23 protein-coding genes are annotated in these 18,161 nt (G+C 55.4%); 10 read left to right on the top strand and 13 right to left on the bottom strand.

Annotated elements, in window-relative coordinates; all coding sequences use genetic code 11:
• Positions 1–3: 3 nt before the first annotated feature.
• From mtnC to panB, 3 genes are all read right to left on the bottom strand, one after another.
• Entirely contained in the window at positions 4–681 is a 678-nt protein-coding gene (gene mtnC, locus Q354_RS0102475) for an acireductone synthase (RefSeq protein WP_027856237.1), read from the bottom strand.
• Complete coding sequence (locus Q354_RS0102470) at positions 678–1,289, bottom strand: methylthioribulose 1-phosphate dehydratase (RefSeq protein WP_027856236.1); 612 nt, start codon at positions 1,287–1,289, stop codon at positions 678–680. The genes mtnC and Q354_RS0102470 overlap by 4 nt, the downstream gene beginning before the upstream one ends.
• A gap of 150 nt (positions 1,290–1,439) precedes the next feature.
• Complete coding sequence (gene panB / locus Q354_RS0102465; protein WP_027856235.1) at positions 1,440–2,261, bottom strand: 3-methyl-2-oxobutanoate hydroxymethyltransferase; 822 nt, start codon at positions 2,259–2,261, stop codon at positions 1,440–1,442.
• A gap of 82 nt (positions 2,262–2,343) precedes the next feature.
• Between panB and Q354_RS0102460 the strand changes: the two genes are divergently transcribed.
• From Q354_RS0102460 to Q354_RS0102445, 4 genes are all read left to right on the top strand, one after another.
• Positions 2,344–3,144: an AraC family transcriptional regulator gene (locus Q354_RS0102460; protein WP_169828847.1), complete on the top strand. Its 801-nt coding sequence runs from the start codon at positions 2,344–2,346 to the stop codon at positions 3,142–3,144.
• Positions 3,145–3,156: 12 nt separating this feature from the next.
• Positions 3,157–3,705: a sugar O-acetyltransferase gene (locus tag Q354_RS28830; RefSeq protein ID WP_027856233.1), complete on the top strand. Its 549-nt coding sequence runs from the start codon at positions 3,157–3,159 to the stop codon at positions 3,703–3,705.
• Positions 3,706–3,848: 143 nt separating this feature from the next.
• Positions 3,849–5,738: a phosphate ABC transporter substrate-binding/OmpA family protein gene (locus Q354_RS24325; RefSeq protein WP_051559825.1), complete on the top strand. Its 1,890-nt coding sequence runs from the start codon at positions 3,849–3,851 to the stop codon at positions 5,736–5,738.
• Between the two features lie 109 nt (positions 5,739–5,847).
• Positions 5,848–6,615: a ribonuclease H family protein gene (locus tag Q354_RS0102445; protein ID WP_027856232.1), complete on the top strand. Its 768-nt coding sequence runs from the start codon at positions 5,848–5,850 to the stop codon at positions 6,613–6,615.
• Positions 6,616–6,658: 43 nt separating this feature from the next.
• On the opposite strand, the gene Q354_RS0102440 is transcribed toward Q354_RS0102445, so the two are convergent.
• Complete coding sequence (locus Q354_RS0102440) at positions 6,659–7,081, bottom strand: DUF1801 domain-containing protein (protein WP_027856231.1); 423 nt, start codon at positions 7,079–7,081, stop codon at positions 6,659–6,661.
• Positions 7,082–7,501: 420 nt separating this feature from the next.
• On the opposite strand from Q354_RS0102440, the gene Q354_RS0102430 reads away from it, so the two are divergent.
• The 4 genes from Q354_RS0102430 to Q354_RS0102415 all read left to right on the top strand — a co-directional run bounded on the left by Q354_RS0102430 (position 7,502) and on the right by Q354_RS0102415 (position 9,255).
• Positions 7,502–7,726 (top strand): hypothetical protein, encoded by a 225-nt coding sequence (locus tag Q354_RS0102430; RefSeq protein WP_027856229.1) that lies wholly within the window; start codon positions 7,502–7,504, stop codon positions 7,724–7,726.
• A 267-nt stretch (positions 7,727–7,993) separates the two neighbouring features.
• Positions 7,994–8,218, top strand: coding sequence for a hypothetical protein (locus Q354_RS0102425; RefSeq protein WP_027856228.1), 225 nt, complete (start codon positions 7,994–7,996; stop codon positions 8,216–8,218).
• Between the two features lie 275 nt (positions 8,219–8,493).
• Positions 8,494–8,718, top strand: coding sequence for a hypothetical protein (locus Q354_RS0102420; protein ID WP_027856227.1), 225 nt, complete (start codon positions 8,494–8,496; stop codon positions 8,716–8,718).
• Positions 8,719–8,916: 198 nt separating this feature from the next.
• Positions 8,917–9,255, top strand: coding sequence for a hypothetical protein (locus Q354_RS0102415; RefSeq protein ID WP_027856226.1), 339 nt, complete (start codon positions 8,917–8,919; stop codon positions 9,253–9,255).
• 578 nt (positions 9,256–9,833) lie between these two features.
• Here Q354_RS0102415 and Q354_RS0102410 read toward each other — a convergent pair.
• From Q354_RS0102410 to Q354_RS0102400, 3 genes are read right to left on the bottom strand one after another with little or no spacing between them, the layout of a single operon-like run.
• Positions 9,834–10,463, bottom strand: a complete 630-nt coding sequence (locus Q354_RS0102410; RefSeq protein ID WP_027856225.1) for an NAD(P)-dependent oxidoreductase — start codon at positions 10,461–10,463, stop codon at positions 9,834–9,836.
• Between the two features lie 53 nt (positions 10,464–10,516).
• Entirely contained in the window at positions 10,517–11,308 is a 792-nt protein-coding gene (locus tag Q354_RS0102405) for an amidohydrolase (protein WP_027856224.1), read from the bottom strand.
• A complete protein-coding gene (locus tag Q354_RS0102400; protein ID WP_027856223.1) occupies positions 11,296–12,444 on the bottom strand; it encodes a pyridoxal phosphate-dependent aminotransferase in 1,149 nt (382 codons plus the stop codon). Before Q354_RS0102400 ends, Q354_RS0102405 begins: the two co-directional genes overlap by 13 nt.
• A gap of 158 nt (positions 12,445–12,602) precedes the next feature.
• Between Q354_RS0102400 and Q354_RS0102395 the strand changes: the two genes are divergently transcribed.
• Positions 12,603–12,806: a hypothetical protein gene (locus Q354_RS0102395; protein WP_027856222.1), complete on the top strand. Its 204-nt coding sequence runs from the start codon at positions 12,603–12,605 to the stop codon at positions 12,804–12,806.
• Positions 12,807–12,834: 28 nt separating this feature from the next.
• Here Q354_RS0102395 and Q354_RS0102390 read toward each other — a convergent pair whose 3' ends face one another.
• Positions 12,835–13,770, bottom strand: coding sequence for a nucleoside recognition domain-containing protein (locus Q354_RS0102390; protein WP_027856221.1), 936 nt, complete (start codon positions 13,768–13,770; stop codon positions 12,835–12,837).
• Between the two features lie 174 nt (positions 13,771–13,944).
• Between Q354_RS0102390 and Q354_RS24320 the strand changes: the two genes are divergently transcribed.
• Positions 13,945–14,868, top strand: coding sequence for a L,D-transpeptidase family protein (locus Q354_RS24320; RefSeq protein ID WP_051559824.1), 924 nt, complete (start codon positions 13,945–13,947; stop codon positions 14,866–14,868).
• A gap of 49 nt (positions 14,869–14,917) precedes the next feature.
• Here the strand turns inward: Q354_RS24320 and Q354_RS24315 are convergent, their stop codons facing one another.
• The 5 genes from Q354_RS24315 to Q354_RS28825 all read right to left on the bottom strand — a co-directional run.
• Entirely contained in the window at positions 14,918–15,199 is a 282-nt protein-coding gene (locus Q354_RS24315; protein WP_036228310.1) for an Lpp/OprI family alanine-zipper lipoprotein, read from the bottom strand.
• Positions 15,200–15,376: 177 nt separating this feature from the next.
• Positions 15,377–15,913, bottom strand: coding sequence for a DUF3299 domain-containing protein (locus tag Q354_RS0102375; RefSeq protein WP_027856220.1), 537 nt, complete (start codon positions 15,911–15,913; stop codon positions 15,377–15,379).
• Positions 15,914–15,925: 12 nt separating this feature from the next.
• The gene (locus Q354_RS0102370; protein WP_027856219.1) at positions 15,926–17,185 is read right to left on the bottom strand and encodes an ABC transporter permease; all 1,260 of its coding nucleotides are present in this window, start codon (positions 17,183–17,185) and stop codon (positions 15,926–15,928) included.
• Positions 17,182–17,886, bottom strand: coding sequence for an ABC transporter ATP-binding protein (locus Q354_RS0102365; RefSeq protein WP_027856218.1), 705 nt, complete (start codon positions 17,884–17,886; stop codon positions 17,182–17,184). Before Q354_RS0102365 ends, Q354_RS0102370 begins: the two co-directional genes overlap by 4 nt.
• Before the next feature lie 20 nt (positions 17,887–17,906).
• Positions 17,907–18,161, bottom strand: a 255-nt coding sequence (locus tag Q354_RS28825) for a ZrgA family zinc uptake protein (RefSeq protein ID WP_211252192.1), incomplete at its 5' end; no start/stop codon positions are given.

The raw sequence follows: 18,161 nt of genomic DNA, 5'->3' as shown, positions 1-18,161 counted from the left end.
TGCTCAAAGGGAAATTTCATCAAAGTTGCTTACGACCCGGTGGGCTGAATGTTCCGGTAACTGATCGCGCGCCAGCAGCAGGGTCTGCATGCCGGCCTCGGCGGCGCCATCCAGCTCCGCCTCGACATCAGACAGGAACAGGATCTCAGTCGCATCCACGGCCATCGCCGCCGCGATCTTGCGATAGGATTGCGCCTCGCGCTTCTGCCCAGTGGTGGTATCGAAGTAGCCGCTGAACAATGGAGTCAGATCACCGAAATCGCTGTAGCCAAACAGCAGCTTCTGCGCCTTTACCGAGCCGGAAGAGAAGATATTCAGGCTAAGGCCGGCCTGATGCCACTGTTTCAGCTTCTCGTAGGCGTCCTTATAGAGGTGACCGCTGAAGTCGCCCTGCTGGTAGCCGGTCACCCAGATCAGTCCCTGCAGGGATTTCAGGGCCGTAACCTTCTTATCGGCATCGATCCAGCCAAGGAAAGCGGCGATCAGCGTCTCCAGATCCGCCTCCGGTTGACCCAGTTCAGCCCGGGCCTGGTCCAGAATGGCAACCACATCATCGCGCGAGGCGTGCTCGCGCAGAAAGCCCGGCAGTTGCTTGTAGGCGTAGGGAAACAGCACCTTATGGACAAAGTTAATGTCCGTGGTAGTGCCTTCAATATCGGTCAGTATCGCTTTAATCGTCATTCGTTGACTCCCAGTCGCCACATCTCAAGCTCACAGGCGAATAAAAATTCCAGTCCTTCCAGGTGACGGCGGGCTTCCGCCATATCGCGGCCCCAGCAATAGAGGCCATGGCCCCGCACCAGAAAGCCCCACTGCAGCGGAGCCACTTGCCAGCCGGCTTTGAGAATCTCTGCCAGCAACGGCATATCCTGGGAATTATCCAGAATCGCAATGCGGATCTCCTCCTCATGGCTCTGGTTGCCGCTGAGGGCTTTCTGCATCTCGTAACCCTGCAGTGTCAGCATGCCCTTGTGGATCAGGCGCGACAGCACGGTGGAGGTCACTGAGTGGGTATGCAGCACGGCTCCAATGGAAGCGTCCAGCTCATACAGGGCGGTATGCAACAGGGTTTCCGCCGAAGGCTTCAGGTCGCTCTCAACAGGCTGGCCGTTAAAATTCACCCGCAGGATATCGGCAGCGCTTAGCTGCCCCTTGTGACGTCCGGAGGCGGTCACCAGCACGCTGTCGCCGTCACGGACGGAAAAGTTACCGCCGGTGGCCGGGCACCAGCCCTGACTGTCGATCCAGCGTCCAGCCTCGATGATTGACTGAATCAGTTGCTCTGCCATGCAGCACTCTCTATAAGCCGAAAAATTGCCGCTAGTTTACGGCAAAGCCGGTAGTTAGCGAAGTCAGGGCCTGAGGGCAGACGTAAAAAAACCGCGCCCCGGACTGATAGGCCGGAGCGCGGTTTCTGGAGGATTCGGCCGGGGCCGGATTCAGTCTTTTCGGTCGAAACAGTGTTCGGCGGCCGGAAAGATACCTCCGCGGACCTCTTCGGCATAGGCATGGGCAGCCTGACCGATCTGATCGGCGACATTGCCATAGCGCTTAACGAACTTCGGCGTAAATTCACCGAACAGGCCGATGATATCGTCGGTGACAAGTACCTGGCCGTCGCAGGCAGCCGAGGCGCCGATACCGATGGTTGGTACACTGACCGCGTCGCTCACCTTCCGCGCCACCGGCTCGGAAGTACCTTCGATGACCATGCTGAATGCACCCGCAGCATCCATCGCCTGAGCGTCGACCATGATCTGCGCAGCGGCCGCTTCATCCCGGCCCTGCACTTTAAAGCCCCCCTGGGCATTGGCAGACTGGGGTTTTAGCCCGACATGGGCCATCACCGGAATGCCCCGCTCAGTGAGGAACCTGACGGTCTCGGCCATCTCCTGGCCCCCTTCGAGTTTCACTGCCTGGGCTCCGGTCTCTGCCAGAATACGCGCGGCATTGCGATATGCCTGCTGCGGCGACTCCTGATAGCTGGAAAACGGCATATCCACTACGACACAGGAATGCTCTGCGCCCCGCACCACTGCCGCCCCGTGATTGATCATCATATCGACACTGACTGTCAGGGTATTGGGCAGGCCATACAGCACCATCCCAAGCGAATCCCCTACCAGCAAGATGTCACAATGAGGATCAAGCAACCGGGTCATGGGTGTACTGTACGCTGTCAGCACCACCAGTTTTTCGCCACCTTTACGGGCCTGTATTTTCGGCACCGTCATTCGGTCGCGACTGAGATGTACACTCATCTCAAACTCCTGTGTTCCTGATTCGGTGGCAATGGTATGCTGTGCAACACCTGTCGCACTTGCTGCATCCAGACAACCAATAATGCAAAACAGACATAATTGGCAATTACTGCCACCGCCAAACTTCAGAAACCTGCAACGTCCGGTGTTTTTCCGGGTGATGCAGATCCCGGCTAATCATATAGTCGAAACCCATGACCATCCCTGGGGACAGCTCTCGTTCGCCACCGACGGCGTGATTCTGGCCCGGGTGGAAGATACCAGCTATGTCATTCCGCCCCAGCATGCCCTCTGGTGTCCGCCCCATGTGGCCCATGAACTGAGCAGTTCTAACGGCGTCGACTTCTGCGGCTTCTATATCGACCAGCCGTTTCTCGATCAGATGCCGACAGAGACCTATGTGCTGGAAGTGACGCCGCTGTTGCGTGAGCTGATCCGGCATGCCTCCACCCTGCCCCGGGAGTATGAGCAGGCCGGGGCCGAGGGGCGTCTGATCCGCTGCCTGCTGGATCAGCTGGTCGCCGCGCCGGAAGTGGGCTTTGAGCTGCCGATGCCACAGGATAACCGGCTGCGCCAGTTGACTGAGCAGCTGCTGCAGCAACCGGACAATAACCAGACTCTGGAGGTCTGGGCTGACCAGATCGGCGCCACCAGCCGTACCCTGAACCGGCTGTTCCAGAAAGAGCTGGGGATGGGCTTTCGTGAGTGGCGGCAGCGGCTACGCATGCTGGAGGCGATACAACGGCTGGAAAACGGCGAAGCCGTTACCAGCGTGGCACTGGCGCTGGGATACAGCTCGACCTCGGCCTTTATCAGCCGCTTCCGCCAGCTGCTGGGCGTCACGCCGGGCGAGTATCTGCGTAAACGGGAAAACACAGAATAGGCCCTGCCCCAAATGACAGAACTGGAGAAGTTTCAGCAGTATCAGTGGCACCAGCCTCGCGATAAGGCCCTGAGCCAGCTGCGCCAGAGCGCGGCCGAGGTCTGTCGCCGCTATACCCAGCAACCGACTCAGGGACATCAGAAAAAAATCTGGCAGCTGTTTGCCGAACGCGGCCCGAGGCTATGGCTCGATGCCGGTTTCAGCTGCGACTATGGCTGCAATATTTATCTGGGCGACAATATCTATTGCAACCAGAATGTACTGCTGCAGGATGTGGGCCGCATCTCTATCGGCGATAACGTGCTGATCGGTCCCGGTTGTCATATCTATACCGCCGAGCACCCGCAGGATGCGGAAGCACGGCGCAGCGGCCTGACCCGGGGACAGGCTGTGAATATCGCCGAGGATGTCTGGATCGGCGGTCAGGCGATTATCCTGCCCGGCGTCAGCATCGGTCGCGGGGCCATTATCGGTGCCGGGGCCGTGGTCACCCGCGATATACCCGCAGGCCACAAAGCGCTCGGAAACCCGGCCCGCTCCACACCACTAAAAGCCCCCTAAAAACGCCATAAGTAATTGTTCTTACATAAAGATTTCATTACGGCTCGATTACAGATTGTAACAAATAGGCAATCTTCCAACGGTAGCATCCGCGCCACTAATGCGCCCCCTTAATAAACGGATGTCGTAAGAGAGCTGCCGTCGTGAAGACCACCGTATTTGATCTAATCTGGAAACTGAAACGCGCCCTCGAAAAAGACGGGCATTCCTCTATTGAGCTGCACCGCTTTACCGAAGACCCGGCCTATCGCCGTGAGATCATGCTGAATGTCGACATCAGCCAGTTCAGCGCTGATATTCAGGCGATCCATCAGGATCTGCTGTCGGAGCTGCCGCTGGATCTGAAAAAAGAGGTCATTCTGAACAGCGCTGCGCGCGCGCCCCTGTCAGCGCAGGCCCCACAGGAAAAGGCCATTGCAGCCCCCGCGGATAAGAAAGGTGGCTGGCTGTATTTAGGGCTCGCAGCGGGCATCCTGCTGGCCGCCGGTGGCTTCATGCTCTATCAGAAACAGCTTGCCAGCGACCTGTCTCTGCCCCAGCTGGCAACACAGAACAATCCCGGCGTTACAGACAAGACTCCGGTTCAGACAGAAGTCCCGACCGCCTATGTCAGCGCCGGCGCATTGAAAGAGCCGGCTTCGCCGCAGCCAGCCGCGATCGCAGAACAAAAGCAGGCCGCCACTGAGAAGACTGCGGTTACCGCGGCATCAGTAGCCCCGGCAGTTACAGTGCCACGGACCGCTGACAAACCGGTCTTTCGTCTGCATGGCTCCAATACGATCGGTGAAGCACTGGCACCGGAACTGCTGAAAGCCTTCTATACACGGGAGGGTGCCATTGACCTTCGTATCGAGAAAGGCAAGGTCAGCGTGGAGAAAGACCTGACCTTCAAACTGCCGATGGAATCCATGCGCCGCCGTATCGAGATACAAGCACACGGCTCCAGTACCGGTTTTAAAGATCTGGACAAGAATAAGACAGACCTGGCGATGGCTTCACGCCGGATCAAGAATAAAGAGCGGACCCTGCTGGAACAACGCTACGGAAACCTGACCTCCAAAGGTACCGAACATATTATCGGTATGGACGGCCTGGCGATCATCGTTAACCCGGGAAATCCGCTGGACCATCTCAGCACTGCCCAGCTGGCAGACCTGTTCTCAGGCAAAACAGAAAACTGGTCTGAGATTGGCGGACCGGATGCGCCGGTCAGGATCTACTCGCGCGATAAAAACTCCGGCACCTGGGATTCCTTTAAAAGCATGGTGCTGAAGAAGCATAAGGCCAAGCTGTCGCCGGATGCCATTCGCATCGAGTCCAGTGTCGAACTGTCAGACAGTGTCAGCAAGGAGCTGGGGGCCATTGGCTTTATCGGCCTGCCCTATGTGTTGCGTTCAAAGGCTCTGGCAGTCTCAGACGAGCAGAACGCCCAACCGATCTACCCGACATCCTTTACCATCTCAACCGAAGACTATCCTCTGGTACGCCGCCTCTATATCTACGAACCGGCCACCATTGAAACCTCTTCACCCGCCCACCAGTTTATCCGCTTCGTGATGTCGGAAGAGGGACAGAACGTGGTGAAGAAAACCGGCTTTATCTCACAGAACGTCTATAAGACCCGACCGGTGCTGAGTGGCGATATGCCTCTGGAGTATCTCAACCTGGTCACCAATGCGAATCGCCTGTCACTCAACTTCCGCTTTAACAGCAGCACCTTTGAGCTGGATAACAAGGCGCAACGCGACCTTGACCGGGTGGTGAAGTTCTTTGAGGATAATCCGGGACAGAGCGCCTTCCTGATCGGCTTCTCGGACAGCATCGGTGAAGCCGAGGCCAACCGGAAACTATCCAAGCAGCGTGCAGAGCTGGTACAGCAAGCGCTGTTTTCGCGCGGCATCAATGTGGAAGCAACCTATGCCATGGGCGAAAGCGTGCCCATCGCCTCAAACACCACCCGGGCGGGCCGCCAGCGCAACCGCAGGGTTGAGATCTGGGTGCGTTCTCCGCAGGGCAACCTGGCCTCAAACTGAGTCCGCCCCTCTGGGGCAGCCGCTATCATAGCAACGGCCCTGTTTCCGCCGCTGGCATCCTCCTGCGCTCACCAGTACACTGCGGCCAACGTGTATAGAGGAAGCGGGAATGGCGAAAAAATTCTATGTGGTCTGGCAGGGTCGTGAGACCGGTATCTTTACCGACTGGCCAACAGCACAGCGGTCGGTCGATAAGTTTCCCAATGCGCGCTTTAAGTCCTTCCCGACCCGGGCTGAGGCGGAAGCCGCGTTCAGCCAGGGCGCAGCGGCAGCGCCTAAACGGACATCGCCCGGCCGCTCCTCCACTCCTGCGACCAAACCCCGCAGCACAGCGTCGACGCCGTCTGCAGCGGAATCTGAATTTCAGATGCAAATCTACTGTGACGGCGCCTGCGAGCCAAACCCGGGCGAAGCGGGCTCCGGCATGGCCGTCTACCGCGATGGCAAAGTCGAGCAGCTCTGGTACGGCCTGTACAACCCTCAGGGCACTAATAACAGTGCCGAACTCAATGCGCTCTATCAGTCCCTCTGTGTGGCCGAACAGGGTATCCGCCAGGGTCTCAGCGTTCAGGTCCTGTGTGACTCCACCTATGCAATCAACTGCATCAGTAAGTGGGCCGCCGGCTGGCAGCGTAAGGACTGGACAAAGTCCGGCGGTGAGATCAAAAACCTTGAGATCATCAAACAGGCCTTTGCCCTCTATAGTGAGATAGCAGACCGGTTCACCCTGAGCCACGTAAAGGCGCATGTGGGCACTGAGGGCAATGAACTGGCAGACCGCATGTCGATCGTGGCGGTAGAAACGAAGGAGAAGGCCTTCGTTCGCTACCAGGAGCCGTATGACATCCAGTACCTGCTCAGCCTGCGCCAGGGCTGAGACTGGACTGCGTCACGGGTGAAGCCCACCTGCAGCGCCTCACTCAGTCACACCGGTAGCGCTGTTGCATCAGCTCTACCGAAGCCCCTATCAACTGTTCGAAGACCCCGATATCCACATCGGCCAGCTTGTTGATATAGAGACAGGACCTGGCCGTCTTATACTTGCCCAGTCGGTCAAGTAACTCGGTGAAGGGATCGAACCCCGGCATAATATAGATCGTCAGGTTGTGTTTCCGTACCGAGAAGCCGGTGATCGGCCAGCTGGCCGCCAGCCCGCTGCGCTGCCGGTAGTGATAGCGGCCAAAGCCGATAATACTGTCGCCCCAGACAACCGGCTTGCAGCCGGTTATCTCCGAAAATAACGCCAGTAATATGGCAGCATCGCGGCTCCGGACAGGATGTTCCAGCTCGCGAATCAGTTTTTCCGCGCTTTTTCGGGTAGGCCTGGTTTTAAGTCCGGACATAGTTTTTCCAGCCGTTTCAGGTTGCTTTCAGTTTACACCGTTATGCTGATAACAAGTCGAACAGCACCGTGAGCGGGAGATCCCGGAGTATCGACTTTCGGAACAGGGCTTTCGTCCAGGATCACAAAGTAAGAAAGGAAGTGGTTTAATTTGTCCTCATGTATAAACCTCTTACTTAGCCTGATCCACCCATCGGGGCCTTGATTCCGAATCCATTGCAGCATATTGATCATTTAGTATTCAGGGCCACATCCGTATGTGGCCCTTTTTTATTTCCCACTAATCAATTCCGGTAATACAAGCAACAAACTGTTGCATCGATAACTCAATCATTACTAAAAATATCATCCGTCTTTCAGCTTTATTTCAGATCCCTCGAATATGATGACTCCAACGAAACATATTACGGGGAACAAAATCATGAAAACACTGACTACTTCAATCGTTCTGGGTCTGGCACTGGTTTCTGGCGCAGCTTCAGCCGCCTCATACGGCTACGGTGAAAACCCCAGCGTTGAGCAGAGCCAGCTGGGAGCGGGTATCAATTTCGAATCCAATACCCACTTTATTGACAATGAACGTGTCGAGCTTAACAGCTTCGTAGATTCAGACCACTACGACCCATCGCTGTACACTAACCGCTAACAGGCTTTCAGCTATAAGCCGGAAAGCCTTTAGCAGCAAGCAGTTTTCCTTTCATCGCAATCTTTCGCCACCTCAGGTATTGCCGGGGTGGCTTTTTTATTTAATGGAACAGTCTGTTTTCAATTAGAAACAATACCCTGATTAAAACAGGACAAACTGTTGCACCAATAACCAGAATATATTTAAAAAGCGCCAATTATTTTCAGTTAAATTTCAGGAGCGCTATCTACTATTACCTCAACGAAACACATTACGGGGAACAAAATTATGAAAGCATTTACTACTTCTATCGTTCTGGGTCTGGCACTGGTTTCCGGCGCAGCTTCCGCCGCCTCTTACGGCTACGGCGAAAACCCAAGTGTTGAGCAGAGCCAGCTGGGTGCTGGCATCAGCTTCGAATCCAATACCCACTTTATCGACAATGAGCGTGTAGAGCTGAACAGCTTTGTAGACTCAGACCACTACGACCCTTCGCTGTACACCAACCGCTAACAGGCTTGCAGCGATAAGTCAGGAAGCCTTTAGCAGCGGGCAGTTTTCCTATCATCACAAGCAATCTTTCGCCACCTCAGGTTTTACCGGGGTGGCTTTTTTGTTTAATGGAACAGTCTGTTTTTAACAGGCAACATTCATTAAATGACTTAATAAAAAACAGACCGTTGCATTAACAACCACAATATATTCTGTCAGCACCGGATATTTTCAGTTTAATTTCAGGACCGATATCTATTATTACCTCAACGAAACACATTACGGGGAACAAAATTATGAAAGCATTTACTACGTCTATCGTTCTGGTTCTGGCACTGGTTTCCGGTGCTGCTTCCGCCGCCTCTTACGGCTACGGCGAAAACCCAAGTGTTGAGCAGAGCCAACTGGGCGAAGGTATTAATTTTGAGTCCAACACTCATTTTATTGATAACGAGCGTGTAGAGCTGAATAGCTTTGTCGATTCCGGTGAGTATAACCCGGACCTTTACACCAACCGTTAATACGGGTTCCCGTAATAAAGGCCCCTTTCTGTTGCAGCAGATCGGGGCCTTTTTATATTTCCAGATTCGTTCATCAATCGGGAACAGACTGTTTCATAAACAACAAGCTAAATCGCCAATAAAAACTCAATCTTTCAGCTGCATTTCAGTTCCACTGAATAAGATTACTGCAACGAAAAACATTACGGGAACAAAATCATGAAAGCATTTACTACTTCTATCGTTCTGGGTCTGGCACTGGTTTCCGGCGCAGCTTCCGCCGCCTCTTACGGCTACGCTGAAAACCCAAGTGTCGAGCAGAGCCAGCTGGGCTCAGGTATTAATTTTGAATCCAATACCCACTTTATCGATAACGAACGCGTTGAGCTCAACAGCTTTGTGGATTCAGACAACTACGACCCTTCGCTGTATACCAATCGCCAAGCCAGCTTAAAGCTATTCGCGGGCAGTTTTAAGCAACACACCGTTTTCCTTGCATCACAAGCAATATTTGGCCACCCCGGGTTTTACCGGGGTGGCCTTTTTATTTTCAGCTGAAACAGACAATGACCGGGGCACGCCCCGCCTGAGTCTACGCGCCTGGATGTGAGAGTTTGAGTCTGAGAGCCCGGGACTGAGGACTGAGGGATTAAAGCGACTGAAAATAAACAAGGGGTAACCTTACGGTTACCCCTTGTACACCGAAAACAGATTTCGGTTAAAGGCCTATAGTAGGCTGGGTCGTGATGAAACCTGTTTTTTCACAGGCTTCCAGTTGGCGAACCCATCTTGTCCGGTCACTTCCACCAGTGCTTGTGGGCAGTGTTTCTGATCAGGCTGAAGGCTTACAGCAACCAGTCACTCTAAGTTCACCAGCATCTTAAAATCGCATCATGGCTGCCGGGTCTGATCCTTAGCCTGTAGCTGAGAGATGTAACGGCCTCAGCAACCTTTGAAGAAAGTATAGCGTTTATCTGGGAAACAACAGCTAAAGTGCCACTAAAATTCTTGAATTATTTTCAATAAACAATTTTCACAGGCCTCTGGGATTCAGCTGGCACACAATGCCGGGGGTAACCGCCGCGGCCGGAACTTCATCCCTGAAATTCCGGCGTCAATGAAGCAACCCTCTTACATTAGTAGGTCAGCATCGGTGTGCCGTAGAGGTAGGCCTCAGAGTCCAGCTGATGGGTAATAAAGTGCGCCACATCGGCGCGGGATACACAGTCAGCGGTGATACCGTCTAACTCTGTAATCACTTTATACTGGCCGGTTTCCGGACCGTAGGTGAGTTGTGCCGGGCGAACGATAGTCCAGTCAAGGCTGCTGTGACGGACGTAGGCTTCCTGACGCTCCTTATCCTGATTGACGGTACGCATCAGAATCGGATTGATCAGGTGATCTGTAAAGAAACCACAATGCCCCTTGGTGTCACCCACTCCGATCCCTGTCACGACCACCAGTCGGGTAATACCAAACTGCTGCATCCCTTCGACCAGATTGCGGGTTCCTTCAGAGAACAGATTCACTTCGTTAAAGCTGGGTTCTTTGCCGATGCAAAGCACCACCGCATCGTGGCCGGGCAATACCCTCTGCAGGGCAAACGAATCAAGTACGTCAGCCCGACAGCATTGCAGATGGTTATGGTCGACATCACTTCCGTAGAGGTGTCTCGAACATGCAGTTACGCGGTGTCCCTTATCCAGCGCCTTTTCTACCACTCCCAGACCTATTCCTCGGCTGGCACCTATAACCAGGAGTTTCATAGCGCCTCCGGTGTTGTTTCTCCTTTACAGGATTGACCGCATTTCTTTACTAGTCAAAGTTCTAGTGTAAATAGATCTCCGTCTAACTGGGCGGGAAAACGCTGACGAAACTGCTGTAACGCTGGCATATCAAGGCTTTGAGTTAAAACGAAAGCCTCACTGTCCGGCTGATCAATTAATTTTTCACCTTTGAAGTCGATCAGCAGCGAATCACCGCTGTAGTTCAGTCCATTATCATCGCTGCCACAGCGATTCACGGCCGCCACGTAGCTGAGATTCTCGATGGCCCGGGCCTGCGCCAGAATACGCCAGGGCTGACGCCTGGGTGCCGGCCAGTTAGCCACACAGAGCAACAGGTCATAATCATCCCGATTGCGGCTGAAGACCGGAAAGCGCAGGTCATAACAGATCAGCGGCAGAATGCGCCAGCCAAGGTAACTGAAGACCTTGCGTTCGGCCCCTGGCAGATAGTGGTTATGTTCACCGCCCATCCGGAACAGGTGCCGTTTGTCATAGGACTGGACTTCGCCGTCCGGGCTGACGAATAGCATACGGTTGACGTATCCCGAGGCCGTCTGGATAGCGACACTGCCACAGATCGCGGCCTGCAGTTCGGCAGCCTGCTGCTGCAACCAGTGTTCGGTCGGCCCCTGCTCCGGCTCCGCCACCCTCTCCGGCGTCATCGTAAAACCCGTAGTAAACATCTCCGGCAGTACAATCAGATCTGTACAGCCCTGTAACGCCGCCATACGCTCTGTAAACATCTCACGGTTCGGTTGCGGCTGATGCCAGTGTAAAGGCGCCTGTACCAGGCTGACCCTGAGTTGCCGTTTTACAGTTGACATAGTTTCTCCGCCGCCGCCCGAAGGGTGGCATCATCTTTGGCAAAGCAGAAACGTACCAGCCGGCTTTGCGGCGGGGTTTCACAGAATACCGAGACGGGAATCGCTGCAACACCAGCACTATCCACCAGCCACTGGCAGAATTCGGTATCCGGCAGGTCGCTGATAGCGCTGTAATCCATCAGCTGAAAGTAAGTCCCGGTCGCCGGGGTGAAGCGGAAACGACTGTGGGCCATTAACTGGCAGAACAGATCCCGCTTCTGCTGGTAAAAACCGGGCAGGTGATCACCGTATTCCGGATCCTGTGCCATATAGTCGGCCAGCGCCAGCTGCATCGGGGTCGTGGTACAGAAGGTCAGATACTGGTGTACCTTGCGCAGCTCGGCACTGAGTTGCGGCGGTGCACAGCAGTAACCGACCTTCCAGCCGGTGGTGTGATAGGTCTTTCCAAAGGAAGACACCACAAAGCTGCGGCCGCGCAATTGCGGGTGGCGCAGCAGGCTCTGATGCGGCGCGCCATCAAACACAATATGTTCATACACTTCATCCCCCAGCAGCAGGATATCGCTATCGGCCAGCAAGGCGGCCAGGCGGTCGAGATCCTCCGCACTAAGCACCGCGCCGGTCGGGTTGTGCGGGCTGTTGAGGATAATCATCCGGGTGCGGTCGCTGATCGCGGCCGTCAGCTGCTGCCAGTCGATGGAAAATGCCGGCGGTTGCAACTGCAGATGGACCGCCCGGCCACCACTGAGTTCGATGGCCGGTTCGTAGCAGTCATACGCCGGGTCAAACACAATCACCTCATCACCGGCGCTGACCACTGCCGTGATCGCCGCGAAGATCGCTTCACTGGCTCCCGAGGTGACGGTTACTTCCTGTTCCGGACAGATCTCGGCGCCATAGTGATACTTCACCTTATCGGCAATTGCCTGGCGCAGGCCCGGTGCCCCGGTCATAGGCGAGTACTGGTTGGCTCCCCGGGCAATATAGTGCCCCACACGCTCGCGCAGGGCTTCAGGGCCATCGAAGTCCGGAAACCCCTGTGACAAGTTGATGGCGCCCTTCTCTGCGGCCAGTTTCGACATCAGGGTAAAGATGGTCGTGCCGACTTTAGGCAGCTTGGTATCCGGATACTTCATATCAATGCTCTTTGCGCAGGTAACCAAAAGAGTCCGATTTTAATCACAAACGCCGCTGAACGCCTATGGCCTCAGTAGAGGAAAAATAAATTATCTGCGCGGGAACCTTTCATCATCCGGCAGGCTCCAAGCAACAGACTGATTTTTAAGGAGTGAACATGGCTGAACCTAAATGCCCTGAGTGCAAGATCGAAGGTATCCATCACATCGTATCCAAGGACAGCCATGAGCAGGCCCGGGATAATAAAGCCTGGTTTCAGGTCGCACACTGTGACAGCTGCGGCCATATCTATGGCGTTTTCAGCAAGCATGTAATTCAGGGTGGGAAAAGCGGCCCGCAGCTGGTGCTGAACCGCATCTGATGTGCCTGTGACGCCGGGCAGCACCTGCTCAGAAGATCAGCAGGTGCAGAATACCCCGTAGCAGCATACCGGCGCAGGCCCCGATGACGGCAATCCTCACCACCGATTTGACCCGCGCTCCGGCGGCAGCCAGTACAGCCACCCCCACAATATCCAGCGGGTTGGTGGCAAAGCCCGCCATCCGGTTCAGCTCCTGTACCGTCAGCTGCCCCTGGTTCAGCAGCTCCATGGTGACGCCCATAAACGCGGTGCCACCGGCGATAAACTTAGTAACCAGTGGCAACACACTGGCTTCCGGCAGGCCGATCAGGCCCAACAGAGGGGTCAGCAGCGCGCTGATCAGGCCGATCGCTCCACTGACCTTGAGCGCATTGACGAAACAGATCGCCAGGATCAGCATCGGGATCATGCCGATAACGATCTTAACCCCCTCCTGACCGCCGTCAGACATGATCTGGATAGGGCTTTTCTTCGCGGTTACCACTACCGGCACCTCGGCCGTCGGCTCAGGCTGGTCCTGTGCCAGTACCCGTCCCAACAGGTAATAGGTCAGTGCAGCAGCAAACAGCCCCCCTACCACTGAGGTCGCCATGATCACCGGCAGGTTCAGCCCCACTGCGACCATGGGGAAAACCACATTGGCCTGGGACATGGTCAGCACCATCGCCAGCGTCGAGGCGATATAGCGGCGTGCGGTGCCGTTCTGATCCATCAGGGTCAGAGTTGCCACCGGGGCGGCAAAGCTGACAAACAGCAGCTTCACCATCGCGAATATGCCCAGCCCCGGTACGCCAAAGATACGCAGGAGCGGTGCCAGCAGATTCGCGATACGGGCCAGTACACCGTAAGCATCCAGCAGTTTCATCACGGCCAGCATCACCACCATGACCGGAAGCAGGATATAGAGCGCCATATCCACTGCAGAACGCCCTGAATCCAGAATGACATCAATGATCTGTTCCACCCCGAGCTCCCTTGTTGCGGTGCAAACCCGTCATCTTAACCCGCGCGCCGTGCCACTACGATGCCGTCGGCGCGATTAAATTGCTGCTGGTCTGACCAACGCGGCAGGATAAACATTTATCAGGCGGCGCGCATCACCTATGCTGAATAAAGACTCAATAACCTGCGATCCAAGATGAAACGCCTGATAACCACCGCAGGTTGCCTGCTTTGCCTGATATCCGGGCCGCTGTCTGCAGCAACCTATGCCATCCCTGAAGGGGACTCAGTGGTAGGGAAGCTAAGCTGGGTCAAATCGCGCAGTGAAGATACGCTGCTGGATATCGCCAGGCGTCACAGCCTGGGCGCTAACCATATCCAGATGGCCAACCCGCACCTGGATCTGTGGCTACCGGGAGAAGGCTCCCGGGTGATACTCACCACCCGCCTGATTCTGCCGGCCGCACCACGCAAAGGTATCGTATTGAATCTGGCAGAGATGCGTCTTTATTACTATCCGTTTAACCGCCCGGGGGTGGTCGAAGTCTATCCGGTCGGAATCGGCAGGGAGAGCTGGCCGACGCCGGAAACCGTAACCCGAATCACTCAGAAAACCAAAGGCCCGCGCTGGTACCCGCCCCGCTCGATTCGCCAGGAAGCCGAGCTGAGGGGTAAACCGCTGCCTGAGTTTATTCCCCCCGGCCCGGAAAACCCGCTGGGAGACTATGCCCTCAGGCTGGCGCTACCGCGCTATCTTCTGCATGGCACCAACAAGCCCGCCGGCGTTGGTATGCGCGTCAGCCATGGCTGTATCCGCCTCTATCCGGAACATATAGAACGCCTGTTTAATGCGGTCAGGAAGGGAACCCAGGTACGTATTATCAACAGCGCCTATAAAGTTGGCTGGCGCGGCGATGAGTTGCTGCTGGAAGTACATTCTCCGGCCTATGCCGGAGCCAATGCCAAAAGCCTGGATTACGAGGCGCTGATGAAGACAATCCGTGCTGCCGGTATCGGGGATAATACTCAGCTGGATCTGAATGCAGTGGCACGGGCGGTGCGGGGGGCGAACGGTATTCCGATGGTGATAGGCGAGCGGCTGGATATGACATCTCCCTGAAGCTATCGACTGCTTTCCGATGCTGCAGGGAGAAGCGTTAACTCCTGGCTTATTTACTCATGGCGTCCTTAAACGCCCGGTTGATTCGCTGAGTGTTAGCCTGACAACAGGCCTGTGCATCCCTGGCTGCTTCCATTGCCGCTGCTGCATCGCGAGATGCCTGTGCAGCCTGACTGGACGCCTGACCAGCGGCTGCTGATGCTGCGTCTGCACGTTCCATCGCTTCCTGAGCCATACCCCGCAATGAATCCATTTCGGCGGTACCGGTGCTGGCACAGCCACTGATAAGGGCTGCCGCAACCAGAGGAATCAGAGGTACTAAGCGTTTCATACTTCGCCTCCACTGACGGAATTTTAGAGAGTCATGAGAACTACAGCTACTCCCCTCCAGTATAGACAAAGCCCCTGATCTTTCGGCCCGACAATCAAATTCTTATAAAATTATTCAAAAATATTTGCGCTGACTGAACCCATGGGTTCTGTAACCGCCGGACCAAGAGTCTCCGGGTTACAGCGCATAGGGTTCGATCTGGTAGGCTTCCATAACATAACCCGCCGCCCCCATCTCATGGCTGAAGTCTTCAGTGCGCAACTTTCCGGTAATCCAGACCGCATCGAACAGGTTTTCCACTTTGGTGCCCGGCTCATAGCTGACATGGATAATCTGGTTGGAGGGCGGCGGCGGGGTATGGATACAGGCACCGAAATATGGCACCAGAAAGAAGGTCGTGACGCGCTGACCATCTCCCTCCAGTGGTACCACAAAGCCCGGAATCCTGATCATCTTGCCATCCATCGCCGCCACAACCGGTGCCGACTGCAGCAGATTCATCATCTCCTTCAGCTTAGCTTCCGCCTTGGGATCGAAATCATCCAGCATAGCCAGGTCCTCCTGGCTATCAAAGATATGATCCATTGTGAAGTCGGCCGGCATCAGCGCCTCCCACTCCACAGTAGTTACCTCCTCACCGTTAATCTGCTCCGCCTGCAACGGCGGAACGGCAAGGAACATCAGCGCAAGCGCCAGACAGATCGGCTTGAACATGGATTTGGCTTCCTAGATTCGTACGGAAAGACCATCGGCCAGCGAATAACGGTAGGCACGATAACCGGGTATCAGTCCCACCATTATACCCGCAATCATCACCATACCCAGCAGTTGCCATTGATAGGGACTTGGAGGCCCCAGAGTAATGTAGAGGCCAAAGGCACTGCTCAGCCAGGGCTTAAAGGCGGCCAGTCCGGCATAGAGCAATAAGGCCCCAAGGATTGCGCCAAGCAGTGTCAACGCAGTGGTTTCCAGAATCAGTAATGCCAGTATATGGGCGGGACGCGCGCCCACTGAACGCAGGATGGCCATCTCTCGGCGGCGTTCATTCAACGAGGTCAGCAACACGGTGAGCATGCCGATCAGGCCGGTAAACACCACCAGTATAGAGATCGCCACCAGTGCCTTTTCCGCCACGCTCATCAGGTCCCACAACTGCTGCAGCGCCACACCGGGCAGGATCGCCAGCAACGGCTCCTTGCGGTAGTTATTGATTGAGCGCTGCAGATGGAAGGTCGCCATCGGTGACTTCAGGCCCAGTATGAATGCAGTGATCTGCTTCGGCATCAGGTCCATCTGTGCAGCCTCTTCCGCCGACACAGTCTGTCCCGGCAGCCGGGTCCCCACCTTCCAATCGACATGAATCGCCTCAATCGCTTCGAGCGAAACATGCACGGTACGATCTACCGGCGTCCCCGTCGGATCCAGGATGCCGACAACCCTAAAGGGTTTATCATCATGTTTGGCAAAGCTGGTGTTACCCAGTCCATGGGCGACGACGATCTTATCGCCCACCGTATAGCCCAGTTTCTTCGCTACTTCAGCACCGACAACCGCATCATAGAGACCGTCAAATGCCTGCCCCTGTTGAAATTCCAGCAGCTGACGCTGGCCGTAGCGAAAGTGCTCAAAGTAAGCTCTTGAGGTACCCATCACGCGGAAACCGCGATGGGAGTCTCCCAGGGATATAGGGATACTCCAGGCCACCTTGGAATGGGCGCTGATCTTCTGATAGCTCTCCCAGGAGATATTGCTGGTCGCATCACCGATACGAAAAACCGAATACAGCAACAGCTGAACCGGTCCGCTGCGGGCCCCCACGATCAGATCGGCACCCGACACCGTGTTGGCAAAGCTGCTGCGCGCTTCGGTACGTACCTTTTCCACCCCCAGCAGCAACATTACGCTGACGCTGATCGACAGCAGGGTCAGCAACACGCTGGTCTTACGGTTAAGCAGGCTATGCCAGGCAAGGTTAAGCAGAATCATAGCGCCCCCTGCATCACACGGTTGATCGCATTGAGTTCGATCGTGCGGTGAAAGTGTTCCTGCAGTGCCGAATCATGGCTGACAAAGAGCAAGGCGGTTCCCTGTTGCTGACATTCGCTGTTAAGTAAACGCAGGAAACTGTCACGGCTATCGCTGTCCAGCGCCGAGGTCGGTTCATCCGCGATCAGGATCTCCGGCGCACCGATCAGGGCGCGGGCTACCGCTACCCGTTGCTGCTGTCCCATGGAGAGTTCGGTTACCGGACGCTGCAACAGTGCCCGATCATTCAGTCCGAGATCATCCAGGTAATGACCTACAGCCTGTTCCAGCGAGCCGAAGCGTTGCTCCGCCCGCTGCCGGCGCAGGGCAGAGAAACGGCAAGGTAGCAGAATATTTTCCTGCATGGAGAGGAAGGGCAGCAGGTTGAACATCTGGAAGATAAAGCCAATATGATCGGCCCTGAAGCGATCCCGGGCAGAACCGCTGAGCTGCTGCAGATCCTGTCCTAACAGCTGGATACTGCCCTGACCGGGCCGGATAACCGCCCCGATCAGGTTCAGTAAGGTGCTCTTGCCACAACCCGACGGCCCTTTCAGAAAGACCTGTTCACCCCGGTCAATCTTCACTGGCTGTAGGTCCAGCACCAGTTGACCCGGTTTCCAGCCAAATTTCAGAGCATCCAGCTCGATTGCGCTGCCCACTACCCCATCTCCACTTGCCTTTACCAACTGATTTTATTGCTGTCAGCCGTCAGGCGCAGCAGCTTCTGCCCGGTTGGAGCGATCAGCTGGACTTTTAGTTCCTCAAATGCCGGGAATGCCTTAAATAATCCCACCTCTATCTGATCCAGTTTATCCACCGCCACACAGCGGAACTGGTAGCTGACGCTGATATCGGAATGACCACCTTCATCATGTTTGTGCTCTGCGCTTTCGTGATCTTCGTGATCTTCGTGATCTTCGTGATCTTCGTGATC

This window comes from Marinobacterium jannaschii DSM 6295 (genome assembly GCF_000620085.1).
Taxonomy (GTDB): Bacteria; Pseudomonadota; Gammaproteobacteria; order Pseudomonadales; family Balneatricaceae; genus Pontibacterium; species Pontibacterium jannaschii.
The sequence above is the reverse complement of the archived record's forward strand: the minus strand, read 5'-3'. Positions and strand labels throughout refer to the sequence as shown.

Coding starts and splice junctions, on each gene's coding strand:
- Q354_RS24320 (WP_051559824.1), top strand. CDS start 13,945: ATGAAACGCCTGATAACCACCGCAGGTTGCCTGCTTTGCCTGATATCC.
- Q354_RS0102425 (WP_027856228.1), top strand. CDS start 7,994: ATGAAAGCATTTACTACTTCTATCGTTCTGGGTCTGGCACTGGTTTCC.
- Q354_RS24315 (WP_036228310.1), bottom strand. CDS start 15,199: ATGAAACGCTTAGTACCTCTGATTCCTCTGGTTGCGGCAGCCCTTATC.
- Q354_RS0102415 (WP_027856226.1), top strand. CDS start 8,917: ATGAAAGCATTTACTACTTCTATCGTTCTGGGTCTGGCACTGGTTTCC.
- Q354_RS0102440 (WP_027856231.1), bottom strand. CDS start 7,081: ATGTCCGGACTTAAAACCAGGCCTACCCGAAAAAGCGCGGAAAAACTG.
- Q354_RS0102375 (WP_027856220.1), bottom strand. CDS start 15,913: ATGTTCAAGCCGATCTGTCTGGCGCTTGCGCTGATGTTCCTTGCCGTT.
- Q354_RS28830 (WP_027856233.1), top strand. CDS start 3,157: ATGACAGAACTGGAGAAGTTTCAGCAGTATCAGTGGCACCAGCCTCGC.
- Q354_RS0102445 (WP_027856232.1), top strand. CDS start 5,848: ATGGCGAAAAAATTCTATGTGGTCTGGCAGGGTCGTGAGACCGGTATC.
- Q354_RS0102430 (WP_027856229.1), top strand. CDS start 7,502: ATGAAAACACTGACTACTTCAATCGTTCTGGGTCTGGCACTGGTTTCT.
- Q354_RS0102395 (WP_027856222.1), top strand. CDS start 12,603: ATGGCTGAACCTAAATGCCCTGAGTGCAAGATCGAAGGTATCCATCAC.
- Q354_RS0102405 (WP_027856224.1), bottom strand. CDS start 11,308: ATGTCAACTGTAAAACGGCAACTCAGGGTCAGCCTGGTACAGGCGCCT.
- Q354_RS0102400 (WP_027856223.1), bottom strand. CDS start 12,444: ATGAAGTATCCGGATACCAAGCTGCCTAAAGTCGGCACGACCATCTTT.
- panB (WP_027856235.1), bottom strand. CDS start 2,261: ATGAGTGTACATCTCAGTCGCGACCGAATGACGGTGCCGAAAATACAG.
- Q354_RS0102410 (WP_027856225.1), bottom strand. CDS start 10,463: ATGAAACTCCTGGTTATAGGTGCCAGCCGAGGAATAGGTCTGGGAGTG.
- mtnC (WP_027856237.1), bottom strand. CDS start 681: ATGACGATTAAAGCGATACTGACCGATATTGAAGGCACTACCACGGAC.
- Q354_RS0102370 (WP_027856219.1), bottom strand. CDS start 17,185: ATGATTCTGCTTAACCTTGCCTGGCATAGCCTGCTTAACCGTAAGACC.
- Q354_RS0102460 (WP_169828847.1), top strand. CDS start 2,344: ATGCAAAACAGACATAATTGGCAATTACTGCCACCGCCAAACTTCAGA.
- Q354_RS0102470 (WP_027856236.1), bottom strand. CDS start 1,289: ATGGCAGAGCAACTGATTCAGTCAATCATCGAGGCTGGACGCTGGATC.
- Q354_RS0102420 (WP_027856227.1), top strand. CDS start 8,494: ATGAAAGCATTTACTACGTCTATCGTTCTGGTTCTGGCACTGGTTTCC.